This window comes from Sphaerisporangium album (assembly GCF_003323745.1).
GTDB classification, from domain to species: Bacteria; Actinomycetota; Actinomycetes; order Streptosporangiales; family Streptosporangiaceae; genus Sphaerisporangium; species Sphaerisporangium album.
In genome coordinates this window covers 317,670-344,110 of the sequence record NZ_QOIL01000004.1, presented here as the reverse complement: position 1 = coordinate 344,110, position 26,441 = coordinate 317,670, and the positions used below count along the sequence as shown (strand labels likewise).

Genomic DNA, 26,441 nt, shown 5'->3' with positions numbered 1-26,441 from the left:
TCACCTTCCTTCCGTGCCGGTGGGTACGGTGAGGCGCACCGTGGTGCCACCCGCGTACGGGTGAGTGATGTCGAGACGGGCGCCGACCAGCAGGGCGCGCTCACGCATACCACGGATGCCGGCGCCCTCGGCGATCGGACCGCCCCGCCCGTCGTCGCCGACCGCCAGCACCACGCTGTCGCCGTCCCGGCCCAGGGTGATCGCGACATGGCGGGCGTCGGCGTGGCGGGCGATGTTGGTCAACGCCTCCTGGGCGATGCGATACAGCACCAGTTCGGCCTGCTCGCTCAGCGGCGGCAGCCGGGCGTCCAGGTGGCGGGTCACCGAGACGCCGCGGAGCTGGGAGATCTCGATGGCCAGGGCGCTCAGGGCGCTGGTCAGGCCGAGGTCCTCCAGTACGCCGGGCCGCAGCCGGCGGGCGACCTGGCCGACCTCGTCCAGGCTCGCGCGAACCGTCTCGGTGATGGTGCGCAACTCCTCGCGCAGGTCGGACGGGGCGCGGTCGGCGGCGCGTTTGAGACCCAGCAGTACCACGGTCAGGCTCTGGCCGATCTCGTCGTGCAGCTCGCGGGCGATGCGCCGGCGTTCGCCTTCCTGGGCCGCCAACGCGTGGGCGGCGGCGGTGCCGCGTTCGGCCTCCAAACGGTCCAGCATCGCGTTGAAGGCCGCGATCACTCCGGCCAGGTCGCCGTTGCCGCTGAATCGCAGCCGGCCGCTGGGGCGCAGCACATCGACCCGTTCCATGAGGCCGGTCAACGCCTGCAGCGGAGCCAGGCTCCGGCGCAGCAGCACCGCGTTGGCGGTGAGGATCGCCACCAGGCCGACGGCCAGCACCGGCAGCTCGGCCAGGTGAACCGGGGTGGACACCGTGGCCGGTGAGAGCGCCAGGACGAAGGTGGCCGCGGTGAAGACCACACCGTTGATCGCGAAGATCCGCCAGAACAGGGCTTTGGCCGGCGCACGCCGAGACGGGACCGCCCCTGCCGGCTCACCGGCGGGCGGCCGCACGACGGTGTCCGGGTCGGTGCGAGCGCTCATATCCCCCACCCTCGCCGCAGCAAGCCGTGCCTGTCCATCCGGCACGACTCCCATTACCCCTGCTCACCTGCGGCTCGAACGCGTGAGCGCCTACAGGGCGCACCCCCACCTGAATGGGGGGCCCACGAGCGAGGCCTGCGCCACGGTCCGCGGGCTCGGCCGTGGTACGGCGCCGGATCTCGTGCGCGTACGGGACCACGGCCGCTTCTGCCCATGTCGTGTGGAGGACGAGGAACCCGGTGTCCACACGGTCACTGATCTTCACCTTGACCCGAAACGGCCCTCGGCCACGGGCAGGATCGGAGGGGGCGGCCGCCGGGGCGATCGGTTCAGGTGCAACGGATGTCCCAGCCTTGACCGTGGCCGCGGTCCTGAACCTCGACGATCATCGGCCGACGGCCGAAGGTATCGGATGATGGCGGCACGTCAGAGGATGTCCACACCCTGACCTCCAAAGTTCCGTGGCCGTCGCCCCCGACAGCCGCGATCTTCGCCTTCTTGTAGTAGTCCCGGACCTCATCCGCTGAGAGCTTCGTCTCCACGGCGAAACGAAGGCGATAGCGGCAGAGGTCTTTCTGCCCCTCCTCCACCCCTACAGAACCGTCCACCTCATCCTCGTTGACATGGGTCTCCGGCGGAGGGGGGTAGGTCAAGAAGCGGCCGGCCAGGCCGTCCATCTGGTGATCGTGGATCCACTGCGGGATCTGGTACACGGCGCACAAAAGAAGGATCGGCACCGCGATCGCCGTCAGGCACCACCATATCCACCTCCTGCTGGGCACTGATTGCGGACGCACGACCCGAAGCTCATCCAGATCAGCCGACATGGCTACCAGCCTCCTGCGATCTATACCGTTGGATGGCTATCCTCCAGGCTGCGAAAGCCGATCGGAAGAACTGCCCGGTCCCGGTCCAGTGGGGCGCCGCCACCGACGGGCAGCGCGTGTTCTTCACCGGAGCGTCGCCGGCGACATCTCGCACCGGCTGCCCGATGTTCAGACGATCAACTACAGCTCTTCGGAAAGTTTCAAGAATTGCGGCTCGCCTGCCCAGTGCCGTCGCAGGTCATCTCGTCAGAGGGCCGCGGCAATGGACCGTGAGCTGTACTCATATTGCCTGCGCTGTAATGCTCGGCGATGGGAGTTCGGCACGTCATCCACTCGAAGGAGGATTGGTGCGCAAAATCCGAGCTTTGGCCGTCGCGGGCGCCTTGGTCAGCGGACTGGCGGTCGTCGCGAGCGCCACGCCCGCGCACGCGGAGACGCTTCGCAACGTCTACTACTCCTCGTCCGACTGCTACCGATACGGGGACTACGGCGTCCAGAACCACATGTGGACCTCGTACCGCTGCGATAACCAGTACAACCTGTGGTTCCTGTGGAGCGTTCCGTAAAGATCGGACATCCGCAGCCTGGCTTACCCGCGCCCGTGGTCGTCAGCACGTCATTCGCCCGTGGTGACGTGCATGGCGACCGGTCGATAGACCAGGCCATCGGTCCACGTGACCGATTCGGGTGAGGCCGTGAGGCGGAGGGTGGGGCGCTGGGTGACCAGGGCTCTGATCGCCTCGGTGAGCTCGACTCTGGCGAGGCTCGCGGCCAGGCAGCGGTGCGCACCGTAGCCGAACGCCACATGCGGGTTGGGGGGATGGTCGGTGAATCGGTGGATGTCGAACCGGCCGGGGTCGGGAAACGCCTGCGGGTCGTGGTTCGCCGCGTTCAGGTTCGGCATGACGACCGTCCCCGCGCTCAGCGAGCCGCTGGGGAGGTCGAGGTCCTTCGTGACGCGGCGCATGAAGGCGCTGGCGGGCGGCCCGTCGTAGCGCAGGATCTCCTCGACGGCGGTGGCCGTCAGGGCCGGGTCCGCAACCAGCTCGGCCCACTGGCCCGGGTACAGGAGCAGCCGGAAGACGCCGCGGGAGATCATCGAGGCCGTCGTCTCGTGACCGGCGGTGATCAGCGAGAACACGGTGTTGACCAGCTCGCCCTCCGACAGCCGGTCGTCCTCGTCCCTGGCCTGGATGAGCAGGTCGATGAGATCCCCGCCGGGCTCGGCGCGGTGCTGGGCGACCAGATCGGTGGAATAGGCCATGAATTCGTTGTAGCCCTCGTACCGCGCCTGCTCGGTCACCGTGGACGTGGTCAGGAACATGTCCGTCCACCGGACGAACCGCTCGTAGTGGTCCAGCGGCACGCCGAGCATCTCGCAGATGACACGGCCCGGTAGTTGCAGCGCGTATTCCTGCACCAGATCGAACTCCTCGCCCTGGCCGTCGAGGAGTTCCCGGGCGATCTTCGCGATGCGGGGGCGCCACGGCTCGATCTGGCGCGGGGTGAAGGTGCCCTGCATGATCCGGCGGTAGCGGGTGTGCTCCGGCGGGTCCTGGTTGATCAGCGCGTCCGGGTCGTCGTCGATGCCGATGCCGCTCACGAACCGCGGCAACCCGGGCAGGCGCAGGTTGCGGCTGCAGGTGGGCGACGCCAGCAAGGCGCGGACGTCGTCGTACCTGACGGCCACGGGGACGTGGTCACCGCTGGGCATGGGCGCCGGCTCCAGCGGCGCTGACTCGCGTCTGCGGGTGAACTCCGGCGGCGGCGTGGCAAGTGGTCCGGGCACGATGTCCGGCCAGGCCTCGTTCGGATCCAGCTCGGTGGCCATCGCAACCCCTTCCGGCTCCGGGCGCGCAGCGGACGGCCCACGCGGAACGTACGAAATGCCGAGCCGACCGTCAACAGGCAAATCAAGCGCGTCCGGAAATCAGAACCTCATTCCAGTCACCAGCAGCGGACGTCCCGACTCGGCTCGTGGCCGTAATCCTGTACTTCGAGAATGACGGACAACCGATCGATTGCGATTGTGGGCCCAGATCGGCGCCATGGCCAGTACATACAGCAGAAGAATCGGCGCCAACACAATCACCGCGCGCCGGATCCACTGTCGCTTCGGCACGGACCGGGGAAGGGGACCGTCTTTCACGCTGCCGGGCGGAGCAATGGACACGGCTGGTACCACCCTCTTCTGGAATGGATCAGGATCTTCATTCCTTCGTGCCCGATGATCGCGCGGAAGACCTGCGTCCCCCAGGCCACTTGCGATCCCGTGCCGGATCCGCACCGGAACAGGGCCGAACCGCGGTCGCTCCTGGGTCGACCGGCCAGGTCTCCTCTTTACCCCGCCGCATCGATCGCCCATCCCCGGTCACACCCGCGAGGGGCGAGCGCCCGCCTTCGCTGTCAGGCCATGAGGGGGCCGACGTGCGGCAACGATGTGATTTCCGGGCGCGGCGCGGGTTCGATCCGCATGACACCCTCTACCATGGAGGCCCGGGTCAGGAGCCAGACGCTCAGTCGTGCCCTGATTGTTTCGGTAGGTTTGTCGATCTTTGGTCGCGAGTGTGCTCCCGGGCGGCACATACTGGTGGGGATGAAGCCATCCAGCGGCGAGCCCCGTCGCCACCTGTCCACAAGTCCCTTCAAACCCCCGCCTCCCGCCCCGCCGGCCGAGCGGTTCAGCGTGAACGACCGGGTGACCCACGACCGGTACGGCCTTGGCGTCGTCGTCGGCGTAGAAGACGAGGTCGCCGTGGTCGTCGATTTCGGATCACGGCAGGAACGAATCACGACACCGTTCAACAAGCTGTACAAACTCTGAGACCTGATCCTCAGCTGATCAGCCACGGCCGGCATCCGCGGGACCGCGGCTGACCTGTGGCGCCCGCAGGAGCGGTTCCGCGCCGGTCATTTCGGCCCGTACGCCGGGCCGCGGCGCGGCGCGCCGTCCGAGCGCCCGTAATGTCGCATGGGTGAACTCAGGCCGCCTAACGTCGACGTTGTCCGGTGCGGCCGTTTCCGGGCAGCGTGGGTCCCCCCTCGACCTGCCCGCCGCGAGCCCGCCCGGTACGGCGGAGAGCCGGGCCGGGCTCGGTCATTGATCTCCGTGTGACCTCCCCTGGCCTTTCACCGAGGACGGGAAGACGCCAACGCGTCGCCTCCTGTAGGCGGGCGACGTGAGGACGTGAGCAGGACGAGTGCGGTCGCCACCGCGATGATCGCGATGCCGTTCCCGAAAGCCCACCACACCGCCCGGTTGTGAACGAATTCGGGGCTCAGGGCGGGATCGCGGAACACGGGGTTGACCTGGGTGATGAGGATCATCTTCGTGACCACGCCGACGGCGATGGAGCCGATCGCACCATTCCAGGCACGACGCACCCGGGCCGGCGCGCTGTGGCCGAAGCGCAGCCGCAGGACGACCGCCAGGACGACGCAGAAGGGCGCCCAGGGCAGGTAGTAGTAGACGGGACTTCCCACGGCGAATGCGCCAACGAGGGTGCCCGGCCGGGGATTCGCGATCAACTGCGGGTTGGTGACGAGCTCCTCATAGAGGTTGCCGAAAAGCCACATGCACAGCAAGGCCGTCAGAGTCACCGACAGCACTCTCGTACGCCGCAGTAATTCCGGGCTCACCACACCACCGCCTAGCTGACCGATGTGCCGTCCCCGCCGCTCGACGCCGCCGTTGCCACCACAGCCACTCGGGGCAAGCGCACGGGTCCGGCGATGTCTGGGCGAGAAATCGCCTGTCAAATCACGATCATCCTGGTCCCATCACTCCCGTTATGGGAAGGCCGGTGGAGGCGGTAGGGCGCGGGCGCGGGCTATTCGGGTCTGTTGCCGGGTGGGCCTCCTATGGTGAACGGGGTGGTGACTCCCTCGTACATCAGGTGGGCGACGAGGCCCTCGGCGGCGTGGGGCAGGTTGTGGCAGTGGTCCATCCAGATGCCGGGGTTGTCGGCGACGAAGGCGATGTCGTACCACTCGCCGTTGCCGACCTCCAGCGAGTCCACCCACCACGGGCTTCCCGTCGCGCGCACGCCGCCGCGGCTCAGTACCACGGCGTGGTGACCGTGCAGGTGCATCGGGTGGGTCTCGCCGCTGTGGTTGCCGATGCGCATCCGTACGACATCGCCGGGCGCGACGACGTACATCGGCACGTCCGGGAACATGTGGCCGTTGACGGTCCACCAGAGCCCGGGACGCCCGTCGAGGAAGCCCGGACGGCGCCCGATGTCGTACACGAACCGCCGGTCGGCCGCGTCCGGGTCGAACCCGATCGGCGCCGGCGCGCCATAGGAGAGCAGGTCCAGCGTCGCGGCGGGCCGGGGGACGGCGGGCGCGTCGTAGGCGCGCGAGCCGAGCACGACGCCGGTGGGGCCGCCGATGTGGACGCGCACCGGCGAGCCGTCCTCGGGCATGGCGACCTCGAGGTCGGCGCGGCCTCCCGCGGTGACCATGACGGCGGTGCCACGGACGGGACCGGGCTCGTTCAGGTCGGTGCCGTCGACCGCGACGAGCCGGAACGGCGCGCCGCCGACCCACACGGGCGTCTGGCCGTTCTCGGTGTTGATCACGCGCACGCGGGCCCGCGCGCCCGGACTCGCCTCGACGCGGACGTCCCCCTCCCGCCCGTTGACTGTGCGGACGCCGTCGTACAGGTGCAGCAGCGCCACGCCGTCGACGGCGCCCGTCCCCTTGGCCGGGGCCACCACCAGGGCGCCGAGCAGACCGCGGCGGACCTGCTCGTGGGACATCTGGTGGGAGTGGTACCAGAACGTGCCCGCCCGGTCGGCGACGAAGCGGTAGGTGAAGGACCCGCCGACGCCGACCGCGTCCTGCGTGACGCCCGCGACCCCGTCCGCGGCGTTGGGCACGTCGACGCCGTGCCAGTGCAGCGTGATGCCGTCCGGCACCGACTCGTTGACGAGCCTCACCTCGACCAACTGGCCGGCGGTCGCGTGGATCACCGGGCCGGGCGAGGTGCCGTTCAGCGTGTACCCGTCGACCAGACGGCCCGCAGCCGGCCGGAACCGCTGCTTGCGCGCGGTGAGGGTGACCCTGACGTCGGCCTCGCGGCGCGGGTCGGCGGTGAGGGACGTGACGTCGCGTCCGGGCGCCGGCACGTGGTCTGCGGGGGCCGCAACGTCACGCCCCATCGCCGTGACACCGTGCCCCGCCGCCGCGTGCCCGGCGTGCCCCGGCGCGGCGGCAGCCGAGTGCGCCTCGTGGCCCGTCGCGCGGGCCGGCCCGTGAGCCGAGTGGACCGGTGAGCCGCCCACCTGGCCGGCTTCGCGCGAACCTCCGCCGTGGTCGGCGTACCCCATGTCCATCACGGAGTACGCGTCCGGCATCAGGCTGTCCTGCCGGAGCCAGGTCAGCGGGCCGAGTACGGCGACGGCCGCGGCGCACGCGACGACGAGACGGGCGCGGGCGCCGCGCCGGCGAGTCGCGTCCATGTCAGCCGGCGGACCCGACGCGCACGTCCGGCCGGGCGGGCGTGGTCACGGCGGCGGCGCGGTCACGACGTGCGGCGTACACGGCCGCGCTGAACAGCAGCAAGGCGTTGAGGCCGTGCAGCGCGCCGAGGCCCGGGATGTCGTGACCCAGGATGCCGAGGGAGACCTGGAGCACGACGAGCAGGAGCACCAGGCCGGCCGCCTTCACCGCTCCCGGGATCTTCGTGAAGAACGAGGAGACCAGCAGGAGCAGCGCGACCACCGGAATGACCATGATGCCGTTCATGCCGTGGACCATGAGGCCGACGACCTCGGGGAACGGCGGCGCGTCGCTCTCCATGACCGCCTTGTCGAGCACCCCGCCCTGCTCGACCCACTTGCCCATGCCGGCGTCGGCGAAGACGACCGCCATCGCCTGCACGGCGACCTCGGCCGCGATCAGGTAGGCCAGTACCTTGTAGAGGACTTTCATGACATTGTTCCCATCCGGGCCCGAGCGGCCCTGTCGCCCCGCGTGCGATCCCCCGTCTCGGACGGTCTCCGTCCCGCGCACGCCGGTTGCCTTACGCGGGCGACGTTAGGCAACCGGCCTTGGCGACCACTTGTCGATGAGTTGGATGGGAATGCGAGGCGTCTTCCGCCCGGGACCCGCCTGACGGGTGGCGACGACGGCGGCGGTCAGCCCGCGGGCGCCGCGGCCGGGGTCTCGGACAGGAGTTCGCGGACGCGGGGGACGACCTCCTCGCCGTAGAGGCGGATCGTGGTCATGAGGCTTTCGTGCGGGAGCGTCCCGGAGCTGTACTTGAGCTCGAAGCGGTCGACGCCGAGCCCGCCCACGGTCTTCGCGATCTTCGCGGCCACCGTCTCGGGCGAGCCGACGTACAGCGCCCCCTCGTCCGCCTCCGCCTCGAAGCGCGCCCGCGTCGTGGGACCCCAGCCGCGCTCGCGGCCGATGCGGTCGTGCATGGCCTTGTAGTGCGGCCACAGTTCCTCGCGCGCGCCCGCGTCGGTCTCGGCGATGTGGCCCGGCGAGTGGACGCCGACCGGCAGCAGCGGGACCTCCAGCTTGGCGAGGGCGCGGTGGTACAGGTCGACGTACGGCGCGAAACGCTCGGGCTGCCCGCCGATGATCGCGAGCATGAGCGGCATCCGGTAGCGCGCCGCCCGCACCACGGACTCGGGGCTTCCGCCGACGCCGACCCACGTCCGCAGCCGGCCGGACTCGGTCTTGGGGTACACGTGCTGGCCGGTCAGCCCGGGACGCAGCCGCCCCTGCCAGGTGACCGGGCCCTCGTCGAGCAGGTGGGAGAGCAGGTCCAGCTTCTCCTCGAACAGCTCCTCGTACTGGGAGAGGTCGTAGCCGAACAGCGGGAACGATTCGGTGAACGAGCCGCGGCCGAGAATGATCTCCGCCCGACCGTTCGACACCGCGTCCAGCGTGGCGAACTTCTCGAAGACCCGCACCGGGTCGTCCGAGCTGAGCACGGTCACGGCGGTGAAGAGGCGGATGCGCTCGGTGCGGCCGGCGATCGTCGCCAGCACGATCTCGGGCGCCGAGACGGCGAAGTCGTCGCGGTGGTGCTCGCCGATGCCGAACGCGTCGATGCCCACGCTGTCGGCGAGCACGGCCTCCTCGACGACGTTGCGGATCACCTGCGCGTACGGCAGCCGGTTCCCGTCCGCGCCGACGGTGACGTCACCGAACGTGTCGATCGCGAACTCAAGGTGTGCGGACATCGTGGCCTTCCTCTCCAGCAATGAGCCGTACACGCAACCATGACACCGCGACGGGCATTCCGTTCCGAGGGGCCCCGGCGTGCGGGGCCCCTCGGCGTCAGGTCACCAGCCGACGGCGATCAGCAGCCACTGCGGGTTCCCGTGGGAGACGAACGACGACTGGTTCGCGAAGTCGTCGTAGGGGAATCCGTAGGACAGGCGGTTGATCGAGTGGTCGTGCCAGAACTTGGAGTAGTAGTTCGCCGGCGCGGCCTGGTAGTACAGGCTCGGCGTCGACCACTGCGACTGCGGCAGGTGCGCCACGTGCCGGTTGAGCGCGGAGCACATTCCCGGGTCGTTGGCCAGTGAGCCGGCGCAGCCGAAGATGTCGGAGGTCGCGGCGTTGACCCCCACCGACTGCGCGTAGGCGGTGAAGTAGTTCGCGTACTGGCCGCCCGCCCGGAAGGCGCTGTCGCTGCCCGGAGCGGGGATCCGATACGGGGCCTGCACCTGGGCCAGGCGCTTGAACTCGGTCGGCACCTCGTTGATGAACTTCTGGAACGTGACCGCGCGGTCCTCCTGGAAGGTGGCGAGATCCTCGCCCACGGACACGTCGTAGCCGTCCTGTGCGTGCAGGCGCATCGCCAGCTTGAGGCCGAAGGCGTCGACGCGCGTGGTGTTGCCGTTGAAGACCGCGGGGCCGACGGTGAACTCGATGAAGTCGTAGTACTGGCTGTTGGGCGAGCCGAGGTAGAAGTACATGCGGCCGGCGGTGTTCACCGGCATGTCGAAGTACGGCTGCTCGGCGATCGAGTGGACCTGCCCGTTGTAGCTCCAGTACACCTGGCTGTCGGGGTACTTGCCGTTCGTCCGGTTGAGGATCTTCAGCATGACGACGTTACGGGCGGGCGGGATGGTCGTGGTGTCGCCCCAGAACGATCCGGGCGGGTCGGTCGGGGTGACCGTCGGGGTCGCGGTGGGGGTGGTCGTCGGCCCTCCCGAGGTGCGGACGGCGAACTCCCACAGGGAGTAGCCGTACGCGGTGGCGCGGGCGGTGCCGTACATGCGGATGTACCGCCCGGTCCCGCTCACGTCGAGGGTCTGGGTGCCCCCGGTGCCGGTCGTGGTCGAGTAGACGCTCGTCCAGGTCGTGCCGTTCGGGGACACCTGGATCTGGAAGGCCCGCGCGTACGCCGCCTCCCAGGTCAGCACCACCTGGCAGATGGTGACCGAGGACCCGAGGTCGACCTGGAGCCACTGCGGGTCGGCGAACAGGCTCGACCAGCGGGTGCCGGCGTTGCCGTCGACGGCGAACGAGGCGGCCGACGCGGCGTTCTCCTGCGACGAGGCGGTGGCGGGCCTGCCCTGCGCGGCGTTGGCGGTGCCGCAGCCGGACCCGCCGCCGATGCTGCCGTACACCTGGAACTCCCACAGGGAGTAGCCGTACGCGGTGCCGCGGGCGGTGCCGTACATGCGCACGTACCGGCCGGATCCGGTGACGTTGAGGGTCTGGACGCCCCCGGTGCCGGTCGTGGTCGAGTAGACGCTCGTCCAGGTCGTGCCGTTGGCCGAGACCTGGATCTGGAAGGCGCGGCCGTACGCCGCCTCCCAGTTCAGCACCACCTGGCTGATGTCGGCGGTGGCGCCGAGGTCGACCTGCAACCACTGCGGGTCGCTGAACGGGCTCGACCAGCGGGTGCCGGGGTCGCCGTCGAAGGCCAGCCCGGGGCCCGACGCGGCGTTCTCGGAGCCGGAGGCGGTGGCCGGGCGGCCTTGGGAGAGCAGGGTCGCGGCGGCGTGGGCGGGCATCGTGACGAGGCTGTAGGCGGCCATCACGAGGACGACGAGCGAGGCGAGCACGGCCGTGAGCAGGGCCCGCCTTCTGGGGGCGGCGATGGAACGGGGTGGGGGTGACATCAGTGGCACAGCAGCTCCTGACGTGGGCAGGGATCACCGCGCGGCGTCGCTCGCGTCGCCCTTCCCTGGAGGGCCACGCCGGCGTCGCGACGGGTCGGCAACACGCAAGAGAGCGCTCTCTCGACTAGCAGCTTCACGGACGCGCGCCTGGACGTCAAGATGAACCGTCCGAAACATTCACATCACATGGCGGTGCCGAAGGCAGGCGACCGCCTGTACGGTGGAGCGGTCGCCCCCCCGTCACCCCGACCCGAGCGCGGGGCCTCGCCCCCCTCTTCCGCAGGTCACGTGCGTGTGCGAGCATGCGACTGGAGTGACCACACAGACGCAGGCAGACCATCGTCGGACACACGTTCATCTCGGAGTCGGTGCCGCGGAGGAGCGCGTTGACACGCGAGGTATCAGGTCCTAGTGCTCACCTATTCATGCCGAAAAGGTGCTTTACGTGACTTCACCCATTTCTCGCCGTGACCTGCTCCGTTCCGGAGCCGCGGGCGGCCTGGGCATCGCCATCGCCGGCAGCATCGAGGCGATCGCCGGCCCCGCCGCCGCGCAGGCCGGCCTCGGCAGGACGGCCGGCTACGGCCCCGTCGTCGCCGACCCCAAGGGACTTCTCGCCCTTCCCAAGGGCTTCTCCTACAAGATCGTCGCCCAGGCCGGCAAGACCCTCCTGGAGACGGGCGAGCCCACCCCGAGCGACGCCGACGGCACCGGCTGCTTCCGCGGCCCCAAGGGCTTCGTCCTGGTCAACAACCACGAGATCGGCGGCGGCGAGCCCTACGGCGTGCCGGCCCTGCCCGGCCTGACCTACGACCCCGGAGCCAAGGGCGGCACCACCAACATCGAGGTCGACTCGCGCGGCGACCGCATCCGCGAGTACGTCAGCGTGGCGGGCACGCACAACAACTGCGCGGGTGGCATCACCCCGTGGGCTACCTGGCTGACCTGTGAGGAGACCGAGCAGCGCGCCGGCGGCGTCTACCAGAAGGACCACGGCTACGTCTTCGAGGTCGACCCGTTCGACCGCCAGGCCAACCAGGACCCGGTTGCGCTGAAGTTCCTCGGCCGTTACGCGCACGAGGCCGTCGCCGTCGACCCGCGCGACTCCCGGATCTACCTGACCGAGGACGCCGGCACGCCCAACGGCCTGTACTACCGCTGGACCCCGCCGCGCGGATTCCGCGGCCGCAAGGGCGCGCTGCGCGCGCTCGCGCTGAGCCAGGGCGGCGACACCGCGGGCACCCTTGAGGCGCTGAGCGCCCACAAGGGCTCCAAGCACGTCAAGGACCTGTCCGAGGCCACCCGGCCGGGTACGAAGTACAAGGTCACGTGGGTCGACGTCCCCGACCGTCTCGCCACGGCCGTCTCGGTGCGCAAGCAGTTCACCGACGACCAGATCACCCGCAGCCGCAAGCTGGAGGGCGCCTGGTGGGCCGACGGCGGCGCCTACTTCGTCGCCAGCTTCGCCCGTCACGACGACGGCAGCCTCAACGAGCACGACGGCCAGGTCTGGTTCTACGACCCGGAGTCGGAGACGATCACGCTCAAGACCATCTTCGGCGTGAACCCGGACCCGGAGCAGGATACGAACTACGACGGACCTGACAACATCACGGTCTCCCCCTACGGCGGCGTCATCCTCGCCGAGGACGGCGAGGGCATCTCGCACCTGGTGGGCGTCACCGACAGGGGCAAGGCCTACCCGATGGCGCGTAACGAGCTGAACGAGAGCGAGTTCACCGGCCCGACGTTCAGCCAGGACGGGAAGATCCTCTTCGCGAACATCCAGACCCCCGGCTACGTCTTCGCCATCACCGGCCCGTGGAGCGGCCACCACGACGGCCACGACGCCCACCACTGACCCCGTTGGACACGGCTTTCGGGGTGCTGTGAGGATGCTCGGCATGACAGAGCGGGTGCTGATCTCCAGCGGGTCGGAGTTCGAGAGGGCCATCGGATACTCCCGGGCCGTCGTCGTCGACGGGTGGGTGCACGTCTCCGGGACGACGGGGTTCGACTACGCGTCGATGACGATCTCCGACGACGTGGTCGCGCAGGTCGAGCAGTGCATGGCGAACATCGAGACGGCCCTGCGCGAGGCGGGCTCGTCTCTCGCCGACGTCGTGCGCGTGACGTACATCCTGCCCGATCCCGCCGATTTCGAGCCCTGCTGGCCGACCCTGCGGCGTTGCTTCGAGGACGTGCGCCCCGCCGCGACGATGATCTCCTGCAAGCTGGTGGACCCGCGCATCCGCATCGAGATCGAGGTAACGGCGCGCATCGGCAGCGTCCCCGCCGTCCGCGAGGCGGTGGGGAGGCCCGCGGAACGCTAGGCGCGCCGGTCCGGCGACTCGTTGGCGACGCCCAGGTCGGCGTCCAGGTCGTAGGCCGCCGCGGTGTGGTGCCGGGTGGGGTGTCCGAGGTCGGCGTCCAGGTCGAAGCCCACGCTGTCGGCGGCCTCGGCCAGTTCCTCTTCCTCGCGACGATGCGCGGCGCGCTCGTGGTGCTCACTGATCCGCTCGGCAAGGCCGTGGAGGAGTCCGTGGTGGCCAGGCTGCTGCTCGGCATCGCTCATGGCCGCCATCGTCGGTGTACGGAGGTCGTTCGGGCAACTAACACGGCGTGAAGACAGGCGATCCAGTAGGCATACGCCCCACGTCGTGCCCTGTGACGGTCCATCGAGCCGCTGGGGCGCTCAATTCGGTGGCGCCCGCGTGCCGCCGCCGCTATGTTCGCGGCGTGTTCTTCTTCCACCTGCGTTAGCGACCCGCCGGCGGGTCGCGGCCCGGCCCACCGCCGGCGATGCGGGACGGCATGCCGCCGCCCCGGGTCGCGACGTGGGAGAAGAAGAGCAGGTGCGTCATCACGCGATCACGCGTGCCGATTCTCACCCGGGGCCCGCGATGCTGGCGCGCGCGACGCGCGGCATCGAGCCCCTGCTGGCGGACGAGATCCGCCCCATCGGCGTCGTCACGCACGTCCGTCACCGCGAGGTCTGGTTCCGGGTGCGGGAACCCGGCCCGCACGTCCTCCGGCTCCGCACCGCGGACGACGTCTTCGTCCTCGCGGCGGTCGCGGACGGCGTCGGTCCGTCGAAGGCGTGCCTGCCGCGCCTGGCGGCCGCCGTCCGCGCGACGGACCTCGAGGAGCTGCGCGACCTGCGCGGGCGCTGCGGCGGCGGCCCCGAGGTGACGGGAGTGGACGTGTCCGCGTCCTTCCTCGGCCGCCGCGCGTACACGCGGTTCGACGTCGAGGACGCGGTCGGCGCGGAGGTCGCCCGTGCGCTCGGCGTCCGGTACCACCCGCGCCGGGGCGGCGGCGTGCCCCCGGCAGGGACGATGTCGTGGCGCGTCACCGTCGAGGGCGAGCGGGCGACGCTGGCGGTGCGGATCGCGGCCAGGCCGCTGCACCGAAGGCCGTACAAGCAGGCGTCCGTACCGGGCACGCTGCACCCCCCGGTGGCCGCGGCCATGGCACGGCTGGCCCTCCTGGACGGCGCCCGCACCGTACTCGACCCCTGCTGCGGGGCCGGGACGCTGCTCGTCGAGGCGAGCGCGATCGCCGCGCGGGCCCGCCTGGTGGGGTTGGACCGCGATCCGGACGCCGTCCGCGCAGCGGCGCGCAACGGGTCACCGGGGATCGCCTGGGCGGTCGCGGACGCGGGGCGGCTCCCCCTGCCCGGCGCGAGCGTCGAGCGGGTGCTGGTCAACCCACCCTGGCGGCGGCAGGTCGCCGCGTCCGGCACGCTGCTGCGCGGCGACCGTCCGCTGTGGCGGGAACTTGGACGGGTGCTCGCGCCGGGCGGGCGCGTCGTCGCCCTCGTCCACGAGCCCGGCGCCCGGCCGCGACTGGCCGATCTCGCCGCCGAAGCGGGGCTGACGGTGCGCCGGACGATCGAGGTGAGCCTGTCCGGGGCGCATCCCCTGATCGCCGTCCTCACCCCCTCACCGTGAGTGCCGGTGTGAGACGGAACTGGGGTGGGGTCGAATCGGATGCCCCCTATGGACGCCTCCGTTGCGTTCGGAGGCCGCGCCGGCCCTCCGAGACGCCGAAACCGCCGATTCCGCAGGTGGTCAGGCTTCCCATGATCCTGATGATTCCTCAGCGACTTCAGGTGTCGATGTGAATAGCACGCTCGAAGAAGACGTCGGCATCGTGCGTCGTGCACGCTTCACTCGGACCACATGGTTACGGCAGGTAACTGGTGCGTTTCCGCCGACGTCCGGCAGATGGCATGGGCGGGCGCGGAGACGACCGGGGTTCAGCGCACCAAAGAAGTGGACCCTCAGGCTCGAAACCGAACCGGCCTGTGGTTCGCGGGTCCACGGGAAGGAACTTGCTATGCCGTCGGAGAACATCATCCCGCGTGACGCCGGGCGGGCACCGAGAACACGAGGCCGCGCCATGAGCGTCGGACGCGCCACGAGCGCGCTGGCCGCCCTGGTGATCGCCCTCTTCGCCATGACCGCCGGCGCCGGTGCGAGCACCGCCGCGCCCGAGCCGTCGACGGGCCGGGCACAATTTTCCACGATCTTCACCCACGGCAGGGTCTCCGTCGACGGCGGCAGCACCCTGCACTACGTCAAGGGCGGATCCGGCCCCGCCATCGTGCTCCTGCACGGCTGGCCGCAGACCTGGTGGATCTGGCGCAACGTGATGCCGGAGCTCGCCCGCACCAACACCGTGATCGCCTTCGACCTGCCGGGCCTCGGCGACTCGACCGCCCAGACCGGCGGCTACGACAAGGCCACCACCGCCAAGCGGATCCACCAGGCCGTCGTCAAGCTCGGCTTCAACTCGGTCGCCCTGCTGGGCCACGACCTCGGCGCCCTCATCGCCTACCCCTACGCCCGTGACTTCCCGACCGAGGTCACCAAGGTCGGCGTCATAGAGACCCCGCTCGCCGGGTTCGGCCTCGAGAACCTGTACGGCATCAGCTTCCACTTCAAGTTCAACATGGCGCCGGCGCCCGTCCCCGAGACGATCCTGGACAACGACGACGTCCCGACCTACCTCGGCCACATGTTCGGCTTCAGCACGCATCCCGAGCTGATCGACAAGAACGCCTACTACCAGGCGTACTCGAGTCCGGCCAAGCGCAGCTCCGGCTACGAGTACTACCGGGCCTTCGAGGCCGACGGCGCCAACAACACGGCCAACGCCTCCCGGCGTCTCACCCAGCCGGTGCTCGCGCTCGGCGGGGCGAACTCCTTCGGGCCAGGCGTCGCCGACTCCTTCCGCCTGGTGGCCAACGACGTCCGCCCGGTGATCGTCCCCGACTCCGGCCACTACATCCCCGAAGAGAACCCGACCTTCCTGGCGGACTGCGCGAAGCTCTTCTTCGGCCCCCCGACCACCACGCCGCCGCCGGCCTCGCTCGCCGCCTGCGCGCCCTGACCCGGCACGGTTCGCACGGGTGACCGTACGGCCCGAACCGCGCCCGACTCTGCCTGACGCGCCCGACACGGCGTGAACGGGCTCGACACGGCCTGAACGGGTCCGCCCCGTCCACCGCAACACACTGAAGGCCCGGCCCCTCGCCACCAACAGGGACCGGGCCTTCAGCCTTTCCCCCGCCCACAGACGCGCGATAACCCCTGGCCCGACCGCCGGGAACTGCCATCATGAACGGATGGCGACCACCCCCACCCCCGAGACCGCGCCGGGCACCGAACCCGAGGCGCTCCCCGGACTGGAGTCGACCACACCGCCCGCGAAGCCCGAGGACGGGGCCGCTCGGCGGGAACGCGGACACGCGGCCCTCCCCGGGCTGGAACCGGCTACGCGATCGGCGGGGGCCAAGGGCGGCGCGGCGCGGCGGGGGGCCGGGTACGAGCTCGAGCGGCAGCTGCGGGGCGGCGGGGCGGTCGTGATCGCGGGGGTGGACGAGGTCGGCCGGGGGGCGTGGGCAGGGCCGGTGCTCGTGTGCGCGGCGGTCACCGACCTGACGCCGCCACCGGAGCTGCCCGGGCGCGGCGGGCGTACCGTCCGGCTCACCGACTCCAAGCTGCTCACGCGAGCCCACCGCGAGGCGTTCGCCGAGATCCTGCCGAACTGGCTTTCCTGCCACGCCTTCGGCGAGGCGGGCGCGGCGGAGATCGACGAGGTCGGCATGACCGAGGCGCTGCGCCGTGCCACCGAGCGCGCCCTCGCCGCCCTTCCTCGCCGTCCGGACGTCGTCATCCTGGACGGTGCCCACGACTTCCTCCGCAGACCAGCGGCGTCGGGCGCGGCATGGCGTGTGCGGTGCGAGGTCAAGGCGGACCAGCGCTCCGTGACCGTGGCCGCGGCCTCGGTGCTGGCCAAGGTACGGCGCGACCGCCTCATGGGAGCCCTCGGCGCCGACCACCCGGCCTTCGGCTTCGCCGACAACGCCGGCTACCCCTCCCCCCAGCACCAGCAGGCCCTCGCGAGCGACGGCCCGACGCCCCACCACCGCCTGTCCTGGTCCTACCTGGACGACCTCCCCCAGTGGCGCCACCTCAAGAAGACCCGCAGCCTCCAACCCCCATCCGGCCAGCTGACCCTCCTCTGACCCACGCACCCGCCGCCCGCTGGACAGGCCCTCGCCGATCCCTCAGCGCGCAGGTGTGGTCGGGGTTTCGGTATTTGAGATGGGTAATGAGGGGTTTCAGGGGTCTTGGGTAGGTTAAGTGGGTGTCCTTCGACTACACCATGGCCCTTGGGTCGTTTCTCGTCGCGATCGTCGTCGGGCTCACCGGCATGGGCGGTGGAGCCTTGATGACGCCGATGCTGGTGACGTTCTTCGGGGTGCCGCCGCTCACGGCGGTGTCGAGCGACCTCGTGGCGGCCGCCGTGATGAAGCCGGTCGGCAGCCTGGTCCACCTGCGTCGCGGGACCGTGAACCTGAGGCTGGTCGGCTGGCTGTGCGCGGGCTCGGTGCCGGCCGCGTTCTGCGGCGTGCTGGTCGCCAAGGCGCTCGGCGACGGCAAGGACGTCCAGGATGTGATCCAGAAGGCGCTCGGGGTAGCCCTGCTCATCGCGGCGGCGGGCCTGGCCGTCCGGGGTTACCTCGCCATGAGGGACCGCGCCGAGGGGCGCACGCCCGCCAACGGCCGCCGCACCGCACTGCCCGGCGAGCCCGCCGCCACGGACCTGCCGCCGATCACGGTGCGCCCGCTGCCGACCGTCCTGGTGGGGATCATCGGCGGGCTGGTGGTCGGGATCACCTCCGTCGGGTCGGGTTCGCTGATCATCGTGGCCCTGCTGGCGATGTACCCGGTGCTGAAGGCGAACCAGCTCGTCGGCACCGACCTGGTGCAGGCCGTTCCGCTGGTCATGTCGGCGGCGCTCGGGCACCTGCTGTTCGGGGACTTCAAGCTGTCGGTCACCGTCGCTCTGCTCGTCGGCTCGATTCCCGGGGTCTACATCGGCTCGCGGATCTCCTCCCGGGCGCCCGGCGGTCTGATCCGCCGAGCGCTGGCGTTCGTGCTGCTCGCCTCGGCGCTGAAGATGTTCGGCGTGGGCACTGCCGCGACCGCGTGGGTGCTCGTCGGCGTCCTGCTCGCGGCCCCTCTCTTCTGGATGTTCCTGCGCACCCGGCACGGCCTTCCCGCGATGCCGTGGCCGCGCACGGCCGCCGAGACGGAGTCAGGGGCCGTCACCGGTGACCGGATCCGTGACGGGCGCATCGGCGACGGCTAAGGTGTCGAGGACCTGCTGGCCGTACTTGGCCAGTTTGTTCTCGCCGACGCCGCTGACCTCCCCGAGCTCGGCCAGCGAGGTGGGCGCCCCGGCGGCGATCTCGCGCAGCGTGGAGTCGTGGAAGATCACGTAGGCGGGAACGCCCTGCTCTTTGGCCGTGGCGGCGCGCCAGGCGCGCAGCCGCTCGAAGACCGGCACGGCCTCCTCGGTCAGGTCGGCCGCGGGTGAGGCGGAACGGCGCGGCTTCGGGGCGCGGGCGGGCTTCTCGGGCTCGCGCCGGAACAGGACCTCGCGCCTGCGGCCCAGCACGTCGCCGCTGGCCTCGGTGAGCACCAGCGTTCCGTAGTCGCCCTCGACGCCGAGGAGCCCCTGGGCGAGCAGCTGGCGCACCACGCCGCGCCACTCGGGCTCGCTCAGCTCGGTGCCGACGCCGAAGACCGTCAGCGAGTCGTGGCCGAACTGGGTGACCTTGGGGGTCTGCCGCCCGAGCAGGATGTCGATGATCTGCCCGGCGCCGAACTTCTGCCGCCGCTCGCGTTGCAGCCGCACCACCGTGGAGAGGAGCTTCTGGGCAGCGATCGTCCCGTCCCAGGACTCCGGCGGGGTGAGGCAGGTGTCACAGTTGCCGCAGGAGGTGGCGGTCTGCCCGAAGTAGTCGAGAATGCGGGCCCGGCGGCATTCGATCGTCTCGCAGAGCGCGAGCATGGCGTTGAGGTGGACGCCGAGGCGGCGGCGGTGGGCGTCGTCGCCCTCGGAGGTGTCGATCAACCTGCGCTGCTGGACGACGTCGCTCAGCCCGTACGCCAGCCAGGCGGTGGAGGGCAGCCCGTCGCGCCCCGCGCGGCCGGTCTCCTGGTAGTAGCCCTCGACGGACTTGGGGAGGTCGAGGTGGGCGACGAACCGGACGTCCGGCTTGTCGATGCCCATGCCGAACGCGATCGTGGCGACCATGATCAGGCCGTCCTCGCGCAGGAAACGGGACTGGTTCTCGGCGCGGGTGCGGGCGTCGAGCCCGGCGTGGTAGGGCAGCGCCTGGATGCCGTTCTGGACGAGGAACTCGGCCGTCTTCTCGACCGAGGCGCGGGACAGGCAGTAGACGATGCCCGCGTCGCCGGGATGCTCGTCGCGCAGCAGCTTGAGCAACTGCCGCTTGGGCTCGTTCTTCGGCACGATGCGGTACTGGATGTTGGGGCGGTCGAAGCTCGCGACGAAGTGGCGCGCCTCGCGCAGGCCGAGCCGAGCGGCGATCTCGGCCCGGGTGGCCTCGGTCGCGGTCGCGGTGAGCGCGATGCGGGGCACCGTGGGCCAGCGCTCCTGGAGCACGGAGAGGGCGAGGTAGTCGGGCCGGAAGTCGTGCCCCCACTGGGCGACGCAGTGGGCCTCGTCGATCGCGAAGACCGAGATCGCGCCGCGGGCGAGCAGTGCCAGGGTGGACTCGACGCGCAGGCGCTCGGGCGCGAGGTAGAGCAGGTCCAGCTCGCCCGCGAGGAACGCCGACTCGACCCGCCGGCGCTCCTCGGACTCCTGTGTGGAGTTGAGGAACCCCGCCCGCACGCCGAGCGCCGTCAGGGCGTGGACCTGATCTTGCATGAGGGCGATCAGCGGCGAGACGACGACGCCGACGCCCTCGCGCACCAGCGCGGGGATTTGGTAGCACAGCGACTTTCCGCCGCCGGTCGGCATCAGCACCAGCGCGTCGTCACCGCCGACGACGTGCTCGATGATCTCCTGCTGGCCTTCGCGGAACGAGGCGTAGCCGAAGACGCGGTTCAGCACGCGCAGCGCGTCGTCCGCTCGGGTGTCGGTGTCAGGGGAGGTCACCGCGCCAGTTTACGAGCCCGTCCCGCCCCCGCCGGACGTATGAGCGCGGTTGTGGACAACCTTTCCTTCATCCACAGGACGGCGTACTACCAGGCCGTTCTCGCATTCATATCAAGGGCATGTCAATGACTTTCATGGCATTTCCGGATATGCCATGCTTCGAGCCATGAGCGACCCGGACATCTCCGCCTCGGACGACGTGGAAGTTCCGGACGCCGGGCCCGCCGTCGAGCCCAGGAACGGGAAGGTCCCGGGAGCTCTGCGGGGCGCGGACGAGGGCGCGCACGCCGGAACCGTCAGCGACGCGCGGCTGGTGCGGTCGTGGGGAACCCTCGCCCTGCTGACGGCCCCGCTGGTCCTCCTGATCGCTCTGCTGTTCACGCGCGAGCTCCCGCTCAGCCTGATCGGCGTGGTGCTGATCCTCGCGATGGTCGGGGTCGGCCTGCGCATCGAGGCGGCCATCCGCCTGCGCGACCGCTGAACCCCGGCGGATCCGGTCTCCCCGAGGCAGTCCACCGGACCACGCCGCGCACACCCGCTCGCCGATGGGTTGGTGTGCACCTATTTACACAGTTTGTCCTCTGGGATACGTGTTTTACGTACATGATCCGTGCTGATCCCCCGGAGGCACACCTTGCGGCAATCATCTAGATTGCTCTGCGCCGTCGGCGTTACCCTCGCGCTGACGGCGACGACGGGCGGCGTCGCGTCCGCCCAGGCAGGACCCCAGATCAACGTGGCGAACGGCAGGACGCAACCCGTCTTCTCCTACGCCGACGCCATTCGCGAGCACATCGCCGTCGAGACGCCCATCGACGGCGACGGCGACGGCAAGAAGGACCTCGCGAACATTGACATCATCCGGCCCCGCGAGACCGCCCAGGGTCTCAAGGTGCCGGTCATCATGGACGACAGCCCCTACTACGACAACTCCGGGCGCGGCAACGAAGGCGAGCGCAAGCGGTACGACGCCTCCGGTCAGCCGGTGAAGTTCCCGCTGTACTACGACAACTACTTCGTGCCGCGCGGGTACGCCGTCGTGCTCGTCGACATGCTCGGGACGACCAGGTCCGAAGGCTGCGTGGACGTGGGCGGCGCCTCGGACGTCGCGGCGGGCAAGGCGGTCGTCGACTGGCTGAACGGCCGCGCCAAGGGCTACAACCCCGACGGCTCACCGGCCACGGCGAGCTGGACCACGGGCAAGGTCGGCATGATCGGCAAGTCCTACGACGGCACGCTCGCCAACGCGGTCGCGGCCACCGGCGTGCGGGGCCTGGAGACGATCGTCCCGATCTCGGCGATCAGCAGCTGGTACCGGTACACGCGCATGAACGGCGTGCTGTACACCGACGACTACATGCCCTGGCTCGCCGACTACGTCGACACCGACCCGCCCGCCAAGTGCGCGGCCGTGCGGCAGCGGCTGCACGAGGAGCAGGACGACGCGACCGGCAACTACAACGCGTTCTGGGACGAGCGCAATTACGTCTCCGGCACTCTCGGCGACGTCGGCAAGGTGCGGGCGAGCGTGTTCGCCGTGCACGGGCTCGGCGACCTGAACGTCAAGGCCGACCACTTCAGCACCTACTGGGAGGCACTGGCCAGGCGCGGGGTGCCGCGCAAGCTGTGGCTGTCGCAGTACGCGCACGTCGACCCGTTCGACTTCCGGCGCGAGGAGTGGATCGACACCCTGCACGCCTGGTTCGACCGCTGGCTCCACAACATCGACAACGGCATCACCCGCGAGCCCAAGGTGGACCTGCAGCTGACCTCCGGCCAGTGGGTGAAGCAGACGGACTGGCCGTCGCGCTCGCTGAACGTGCCGCTGTGGCTGCGCCCGGGCGACGACGCGCAGGGCGGCCTCGGCCTGCTGCCCGCACGCAGGGGCACGACGCTCTCGTTCACCGACGACCCGGCCCAGTCCGAGAACGCGATGGTCTCCGACCCGACGGCCGTCTCGCCGAACCGGCTGGCGTTCCTGACCCCGCCGCTGAAGCGGGCCGTGCGCTTCTCGGGCACGCCGACCATCGACATCCGCGCCAAGCTCGACCAGCCGGACACCAACCTCACCGCGCTGGTCGTCGACTACGGCGAGGACGACCGCGTCGACCACTACGGGCGCGCGGGCGGCATCAGGACGCTCACCACCGAGAGCTGCCACGGGGAGAGCACGGCCGACGACGACGCCTGCTACCGGCAGACGGAGACCGTCATCGCCAGGAGGCCGGTGGAGATCGTGGCCAAGGGCTGGCTGGACGCCCACAACCGCCGTTCCCTGACGACCTCCGAGACGCTCACGCCGGGCACGAACTACCAGTTCACCTGGAAGACCCTGCCGGGCGACTACATCGTGAAGCCGGGGCACCGGCTCGCGGTGATCCTGGCCGGCAGCGACGTCACCGAGACCTTCCCCGACCAGCCGGCGGCGGCCACGGTCACTGTCGACCTGGCGGCGAGCAGGATCTGGCTGCCGCTCGCCTCCGTTGACGCTGTCCAGGACGCGAACCCGCCGGCCACGCTGGACTTCGCCCCCGCTCCGGCGGACGGGGAGTGGAAGGGGCCGAAGGACGTCGTCCTTCCCCTCCAGTCCCGCGACTTCTTCTGACCGGACCGGAGCCGGCCCGATCCGGCCGGACCGGATGAACCCGGCGGGGGATCACGAACGATCCCCCGCCGGACCCGGCCTCCGTCAGAAGACCCGCCCGCTGATGTAGTCGGCCAGCACGAGCGCGGCGCCCGCGGCGTCGCACACCGGGTGCCGCTTCTCGGCCGACTGCCAGGAGTAGTACGCGCCGCCGTACCCGACGAAGACCCACAGCGGCAGGCCGACGTCCGGGCGCTGCACCAGCAGCGCGGTCCTGGCGTCACAGAGCTCGGACATCAGCCCGAGCCGCCCCAGATGGTCACGCAGCCGCAGGAGTTCGGCCCCCTCGGCGGGGGCCTCGGGTTTCTCCTCGCGCGCCGCCCCAGTGATCGTTCTCATGCCACGTCCCTCCGACCCCGTAGCGCCGAGACGGTACGTACCTCGGGCAGGCGGCGAGCGACGCGCGCGAGGGGACGCGCGGGGAGCGCCCGTGCGGTGGCATGCCGCGCCGGGCGCGCGGGTGCGACGTGGCGCCGCCGGCCACGATGGCCTCGCCGGTCACCACCGAGCGTCGCAGGACCCGCTATCGCCGGATCACCGTACGCATATCCTCAGCCGATCCGCGTTCCCGGCGTCCACCGGGAGACGGGCTCGGAAGTACCGTCGTATTACATGCTTCAAGACAAACACCGCATCTCTCCCATGCAGACCCCAATACCCGCCCCTCATCCGTTTTGTCGGGTGCCCCTAGCCCGAAACCCCGGTGTCCGGGGCCATCTGCAGGTGCCGCCACAAGCCGCCATAACCGGAGGCGTCCCGGCGGCGGAGGGCGGTAACATCCACTCCAACGCGATGAAGGAGCCGAGTAGCTCCGGGAGCGCGCGAGCCAGAGAGCCGCCGGGAGCTGGGAAGGCGGTCTCGCGTCCCGGAACGAAGACCCTCCCGAGCGCGGGGAGGAACGGCGGGCCGAAACCCCGTCCAATGCCCCGCCGGCCGGCCCCCGTCACAGGGCCACGTGAGGCCGCCGCCCGGGCGGCGGCGAAAGCGCGGTGGCACCGGGAGTTCCCTTCTCCCCCGCGCTCCCAAGGGATCGCTCATATTCCTCCAAGGAGTGGGATGATCTCGCGAATCCTCGCCGCCGACCTGCCCGCGCACGCGGGCCGGCGCGTCCGTCTCGCCGGCTGGCTGCACCGCCGGCGCGACCTCAAGTCCGTTTCGTTCCTGGTCCTGCGCGACCGCTCGGGGCTGGCGCAGATCGTGCTGCGCGAGCCGTTGCCGGAGGCCGCCGAGGAGACGGTCCTCGCCGTGACCGGCACGGTGGTCCTCAACGACCAGGCCCCCGGCGGGGCCGAGGTGACGGACCCGGAGGTCGAGGTGCTGTCGGCGCCCGTCGCGCCGCCGCCGTTCGACCTGTACCGGCCGGTCGTGGGCGGCACGCTGCCGACGATCCTCGACCACGCCCCCGCCGCGCTGCGGCACCCCCGGCTCCGCGCCCCGTTCGAGATCGCCGCCGCCGCGGTGGCCGGGTTCCGCGCCGCGCTGGACGGGCTCGGCTTCGTCGAGACCTCGACCCCGAAGATCGTCGCCTCGGCGACGGAGTCGGGGGCGAACGTCTTCGGCATCGACTACTTCGGCAGGCCCGCCTTCCTCGCCCAGTCGCCGCAGTTCTTCAAGCAGGCGCTGGTCGGGGTGTTCGAGCGGGTCTACGAGGTCGGCCCGGTGTTCCGCGCCGAGCCGCACGACACGGCCCGCCACCTGGCGCAGTACACCAGCCTGGACGCCGAGCTGGGCTTCGTCGAGGACCACCGGGACGTCATGGCCGTGCTGACCGCGGCGCTCACCGGCATGCACGCCTCCGTCGCGGAGCGGGCGGGGTCCGCCACGGCGCTGCTGGAGCTGGACGTGCCCGAGGTGCCCGGGGAGATCCCGTCCATCCACTTCGCCGAGGCCCAGGAGCTCGTGGCCCGGCACACCGGCGAGGACCCGCGCGGCGAGCCGGACCTGGCCCCCGCGCACGAGCGCTTCCTCGGCGAGTGGGCGCGGCGCGAGCACGGCTCGGAGTTCCTGTTCGTCACGGGATATCCCATGGTCAAGCGGCCGTTCTACACCCACCCCGACCCGGAGCGGCCGGAGTTCTCCCGCAGCTTCGACCTGTTGTTCCGCGGGCTGGAGCTGGTGACGGGCGGGCAGCGGCTGCACCGGCACGCCGACTACCTGGCGGCCCTGGCCGCCCGGGGCGAGGACCCGGAGGCCTACGGGGGCTACCTGGCCGCGTTCGCCCACGGTATGCCGCCGCACGGCGGGTTCGCGATCGGGCTGGAGCGCTGGACGGCGCGCTTCACGGGCGCGGCCAACGTGCGCCAGACCACGCTCTTCCCCCGTGACCTGCACCGTCTGACGCCATAAGAACCACTTCGATGTGAATTGACCCCGGTGGTGTTGAATTGACGGGTGACGACCATCGCGCCCACCGGGGTCCAGCACGTCATCGCCGCCGACGGCTACGAGGCCGTCGTCACGGAGGTCGGCGCGGGCCTGCGCCGCCTGACCTTCGACGGCCGGGCGCTGATCGTCGACCATCCCGAGGACCAGCAGCCGCCCGGCTCCGCGGGGGTGCTCCTGCTGCCCTGGCCCAACCGCGTGGACGGCGGCCGGTACACCTTCGACGGGCAGGAGCGGCAGCTCGCGCTGACCGAGCCGAAGTACATGAACGCCGCGCACGGCTTCACCCGGACGCTCCCCTGGCGTCTCGTCTCCGGTGACGAGTCCTCGGTCACCCTCGGCCTGCGGCTGTTCCCGCAGATCGGCTACCCCCACATCCTGGACTTCACGGTCACCTACGCGCTCGGCGCCTCGGGCCTCCGGGTGGAGCTGACCGCCGCGAACAAGGGCACCACCGACGCCCCGTACGGCTTCGGCGCGCATCCGTACCTCACGCTCGGCGAGCCGCTGGAGTCGGCCGTCCTGGAGCTTCCCGCCGGGCGGTGGCTCCAGGTGGACGAGCGCAAGATCCCCGTCGGCGGCAGCGACGTCGAGGGCACCGAGTACGACTTCCGCGCCGCGCGGCCGATCGGCGAGCTGGCGCTGGACACCCCGTTCACCGACCTGACCCGCGAGGACGACGGGCTGGTGCACGTCCGGCTCACCACGGCGGACGGCTCGCGCGGCGTCGAGCTGTGGGCGGGCGAGGGAGTCGGGTGGCTCCAGCTCTTCACCGGGGACGGGCTGACCGGCCCCTACCGCCGCGCCGGGCTCGCGGTCGAGCCGATGAGCTGCCCGCCCAACGCCTTCGGCACGGGTGAGGACGTCATCCGGCTCGCCCCCGGCGACCAGGTGACGCACCGCTGGGGCATCGCCGCCATCGGCTGACCCCCTCCTCCCGGCGCCCTGTCAGGGTTCCGCCATGCC

At 70.8% G+C, this 26,441-nt stretch carries 23 protein-coding genes; 12 read left to right on the top strand and 11 right to left on the bottom strand.

From position 1 onward, the window contains the following. On the bottom strand, positions 1 to 1,038 hold the full coding sequence (locus DQ384_RS09200; RefSeq protein ID WP_114028280.1) for a HAMP domain-containing sensor histidine kinase: 1,038 nt from the start codon (positions 1,036 to 1,038) through the stop codon (positions 1 to 3). 329 nt (positions 1,039 to 1,367) lie between these two features. Next, positions 1,368 to 1,865, bottom strand: coding sequence for a hypothetical protein (locus DQ384_RS09195; protein ID WP_114028279.1), 498 nt, complete (start codon positions 1,863 to 1,865; stop codon positions 1,368 to 1,370). Between the two features lie 347 nt (positions 1,866 to 2,212). Between DQ384_RS09195 and DQ384_RS09190 the strand changes: the two genes are divergently transcribed. Then, positions 2,213 to 2,431, top strand: coding sequence for a hypothetical protein (locus DQ384_RS09190; protein WP_147268712.1), 219 nt, complete (start codon positions 2,213 to 2,215; stop codon positions 2,429 to 2,431). 50 nt (positions 2,432 to 2,481) lie between these two features. Here the strand turns inward: DQ384_RS09190 and DQ384_RS09185 are convergent, their stop codons facing one another. Beyond that, complete coding sequence (locus tag DQ384_RS09185; RefSeq protein ID WP_114028277.1) at positions 2,482 to 3,696, bottom strand: cytochrome P450; 1,215 nt, start codon at positions 3,694 to 3,696, stop codon at positions 2,482 to 2,484. Between the two features lie 765 nt (positions 3,697 to 4,461). On the opposite strand from DQ384_RS09185, the gene DQ384_RS09180 reads away from it, so the two are divergent. Beyond that, a complete protein-coding gene (locus DQ384_RS09180; RefSeq protein WP_114028276.1) occupies positions 4,462 to 4,689 on the top strand; it encodes a hypothetical protein in 228 nt (75 codons plus the stop codon). Between the two features lie 305 nt (positions 4,690 to 4,994). On the opposite strand, the gene DQ384_RS09175 is transcribed toward DQ384_RS09180, so the two are convergent. The 5 genes from DQ384_RS09175 to DQ384_RS09155 form a co-directional block, all read right to left on the bottom strand. Further along, entirely contained in the window at positions 4,995 to 5,465 is a 471-nt protein-coding gene (locus DQ384_RS09175; protein ID WP_220182857.1) for a hypothetical protein, read from the bottom strand. A gap of 230 nt (positions 5,466 to 5,695) precedes the next feature. Further along, positions 5,696 to 7,330: a multicopper oxidase family protein gene (locus tag DQ384_RS09170; RefSeq protein WP_220182856.1), complete on the bottom strand. Its 1,635-nt coding sequence runs from the start codon at positions 7,328 to 7,330 to the stop codon at positions 5,696 to 5,698. 1 nt (position 7,331) lies between these two features. Further along, the gene (locus DQ384_RS09165; RefSeq protein WP_114028274.1) at positions 7,332 to 7,802 is read right to left on the bottom strand and encodes a hypothetical protein; all 471 of its coding nucleotides are present in this window, start codon (positions 7,800 to 7,802) and stop codon (positions 7,332 to 7,334) included. Between the two features lie 206 nt (positions 7,803 to 8,008). Then, positions 8,009 to 9,067, bottom strand: coding sequence for an LLM class flavin-dependent oxidoreductase (locus DQ384_RS09160; protein ID WP_114028273.1), 1,059 nt, complete (start codon positions 9,065 to 9,067; stop codon positions 8,009 to 8,011). Positions 9,068 to 9,169: 102 nt separating this feature from the next. Beyond that, entirely contained in the window at positions 9,170 to 10,963 is a 1,794-nt protein-coding gene (locus DQ384_RS09155) for a discoidin domain-containing protein (protein ID WP_114028272.1), read from the bottom strand. Between the two features lie 445 nt (positions 10,964 to 11,408). On the opposite strand from DQ384_RS09155, the gene DQ384_RS09150 reads away from it, so the two are divergent. Beyond that, positions 11,409 to 12,824 carry an alkaline phosphatase PhoX gene (locus DQ384_RS09150; RefSeq protein ID WP_114028466.1) on the top strand — a complete coding sequence of 472 codons (1,416 nt, stop codon included), beginning with the start codon at positions 11,409 to 11,411 and terminating at the stop codon, positions 12,822 to 12,824. Positions 12,825 to 12,867: 43 nt separating this feature from the next. Further along, positions 12,868 to 13,296 carry a RidA family protein gene (locus DQ384_RS09145; protein WP_114028271.1) on the top strand — a complete coding sequence of 143 codons (429 nt, stop codon included), beginning with the start codon at positions 12,868 to 12,870 and terminating at the stop codon, positions 13,294 to 13,296. On the opposite strand, the gene DQ384_RS09140 is transcribed toward DQ384_RS09145, so the two are convergent. After that, positions 13,293 to 13,538 carry a hypothetical protein gene (locus tag DQ384_RS09140; protein ID WP_114028270.1) on the bottom strand — a complete coding sequence of 82 codons (246 nt, stop codon included), beginning with the start codon at positions 13,536 to 13,538 and terminating at the stop codon, positions 13,293 to 13,295. The two genes, DQ384_RS09145 and DQ384_RS09140, sit on opposite strands and share 4 nt — an antisense overlap. A gap of 328 nt (positions 13,539 to 13,866) precedes the next feature. Here DQ384_RS09140 and DQ384_RS09135 point away from each other — a divergent pair, with 328 nt between their 5' ends. The 4 genes from DQ384_RS09135 (at position 13,867) to DQ384_RS09120 (ending at position 18,628) form a co-directional block, all read left to right on the top strand. Continuing rightward, entirely contained in the window at positions 13,867 to 14,916 is a 1,050-nt protein-coding gene (locus DQ384_RS09135) for a methyltransferase domain-containing protein (RefSeq protein ID WP_114028269.1), read from the top strand. 451 nt (positions 14,917 to 15,367) lie between these two features. Continuing rightward, the gene (locus DQ384_RS09130) at positions 15,368 to 16,360 is read left to right on the top strand and encodes an alpha/beta fold hydrolase (RefSeq protein WP_220182855.1); all 993 of its coding nucleotides are present in this window, start codon (positions 15,368 to 15,370) and stop codon (positions 16,358 to 16,360) included. A gap of 373 nt (positions 16,361 to 16,733) precedes the next feature. Beyond that, positions 16,734 to 17,498, top strand: a complete 765-nt coding sequence (locus tag DQ384_RS09125; protein ID WP_245966352.1) for a ribonuclease HII — start codon at positions 16,734 to 16,736, stop codon at positions 17,496 to 17,498. 140 nt (positions 17,499 to 17,638) lie between these two features. Then, positions 17,639 to 18,628 (top strand): sulfite exporter TauE/SafE family protein, encoded by a 990-nt coding sequence (locus tag DQ384_RS09120; protein WP_114028464.1) that lies wholly within the window; start codon positions 17,639 to 17,641, stop codon positions 18,626 to 18,628. Here DQ384_RS09120 and recQ read toward each other — a convergent pair. Continuing rightward, entirely contained in the window at positions 18,575 to 20,449 is a 1,875-nt protein-coding gene (gene recQ, locus DQ384_RS09115; RefSeq protein WP_114028267.1) for a DNA helicase RecQ, read from the bottom strand. The genes DQ384_RS09120 and recQ overlap by 54 nt on opposite strands. Before the next feature lie 166 nt (positions 20,450 to 20,615). Between recQ and DQ384_RS09110 the strand changes: the two genes are divergently transcribed. Then, a complete protein-coding gene (locus tag DQ384_RS09110) occupies positions 20,616 to 20,930 on the top strand; it encodes a hypothetical protein (RefSeq protein WP_114028266.1) in 315 nt (104 codons plus the stop codon). 153 nt (positions 20,931 to 21,083) lie between these two features. Then, positions 21,084 to 23,054 carry a Xaa-Pro dipeptidyl-peptidase gene (locus tag DQ384_RS09105; protein ID WP_114028463.1) on the top strand — a complete coding sequence of 657 codons (1,971 nt, stop codon included), beginning with the start codon at positions 21,084 to 21,086 and terminating at the stop codon, positions 23,052 to 23,054. A gap of 84 nt (positions 23,055 to 23,138) precedes the next feature. Here the strand turns inward: DQ384_RS09105 and DQ384_RS09100 are convergent, their stop codons facing one another. Then, positions 23,139 to 23,432: a hypothetical protein gene (locus DQ384_RS09100; RefSeq protein ID WP_114028265.1), complete on the bottom strand. Its 294-nt coding sequence runs from the start codon at positions 23,430 to 23,432 to the stop codon at positions 23,139 to 23,141. A gap of 717 nt (positions 23,433 to 24,149) precedes the next feature. On the opposite strand from DQ384_RS09100, the gene aspS reads away from it, so the two are divergent. Together aspS and DQ384_RS09090 are read left to right on the top strand one after the other, a co-directional pair. Then, the gene (gene aspS, locus DQ384_RS09095; protein WP_114028264.1) at positions 24,150 to 25,439 is read left to right on the top strand and encodes an aspartate--tRNA(Asn) ligase; all 1,290 of its coding nucleotides are present in this window, start codon (positions 24,150 to 24,152) and stop codon (positions 25,437 to 25,439) included. A 45-nt stretch (positions 25,440 to 25,484) separates the two neighbouring features. After that, positions 25,485 to 26,402 carry an aldose 1-epimerase family protein gene (locus DQ384_RS09090; protein WP_114028263.1) on the top strand — a complete coding sequence of 306 codons (918 nt, stop codon included), beginning with the start codon at positions 25,485 to 25,487 and terminating at the stop codon, positions 26,400 to 26,402. Positions 26,403 to 26,441 lie beyond the last annotated feature (39 nt).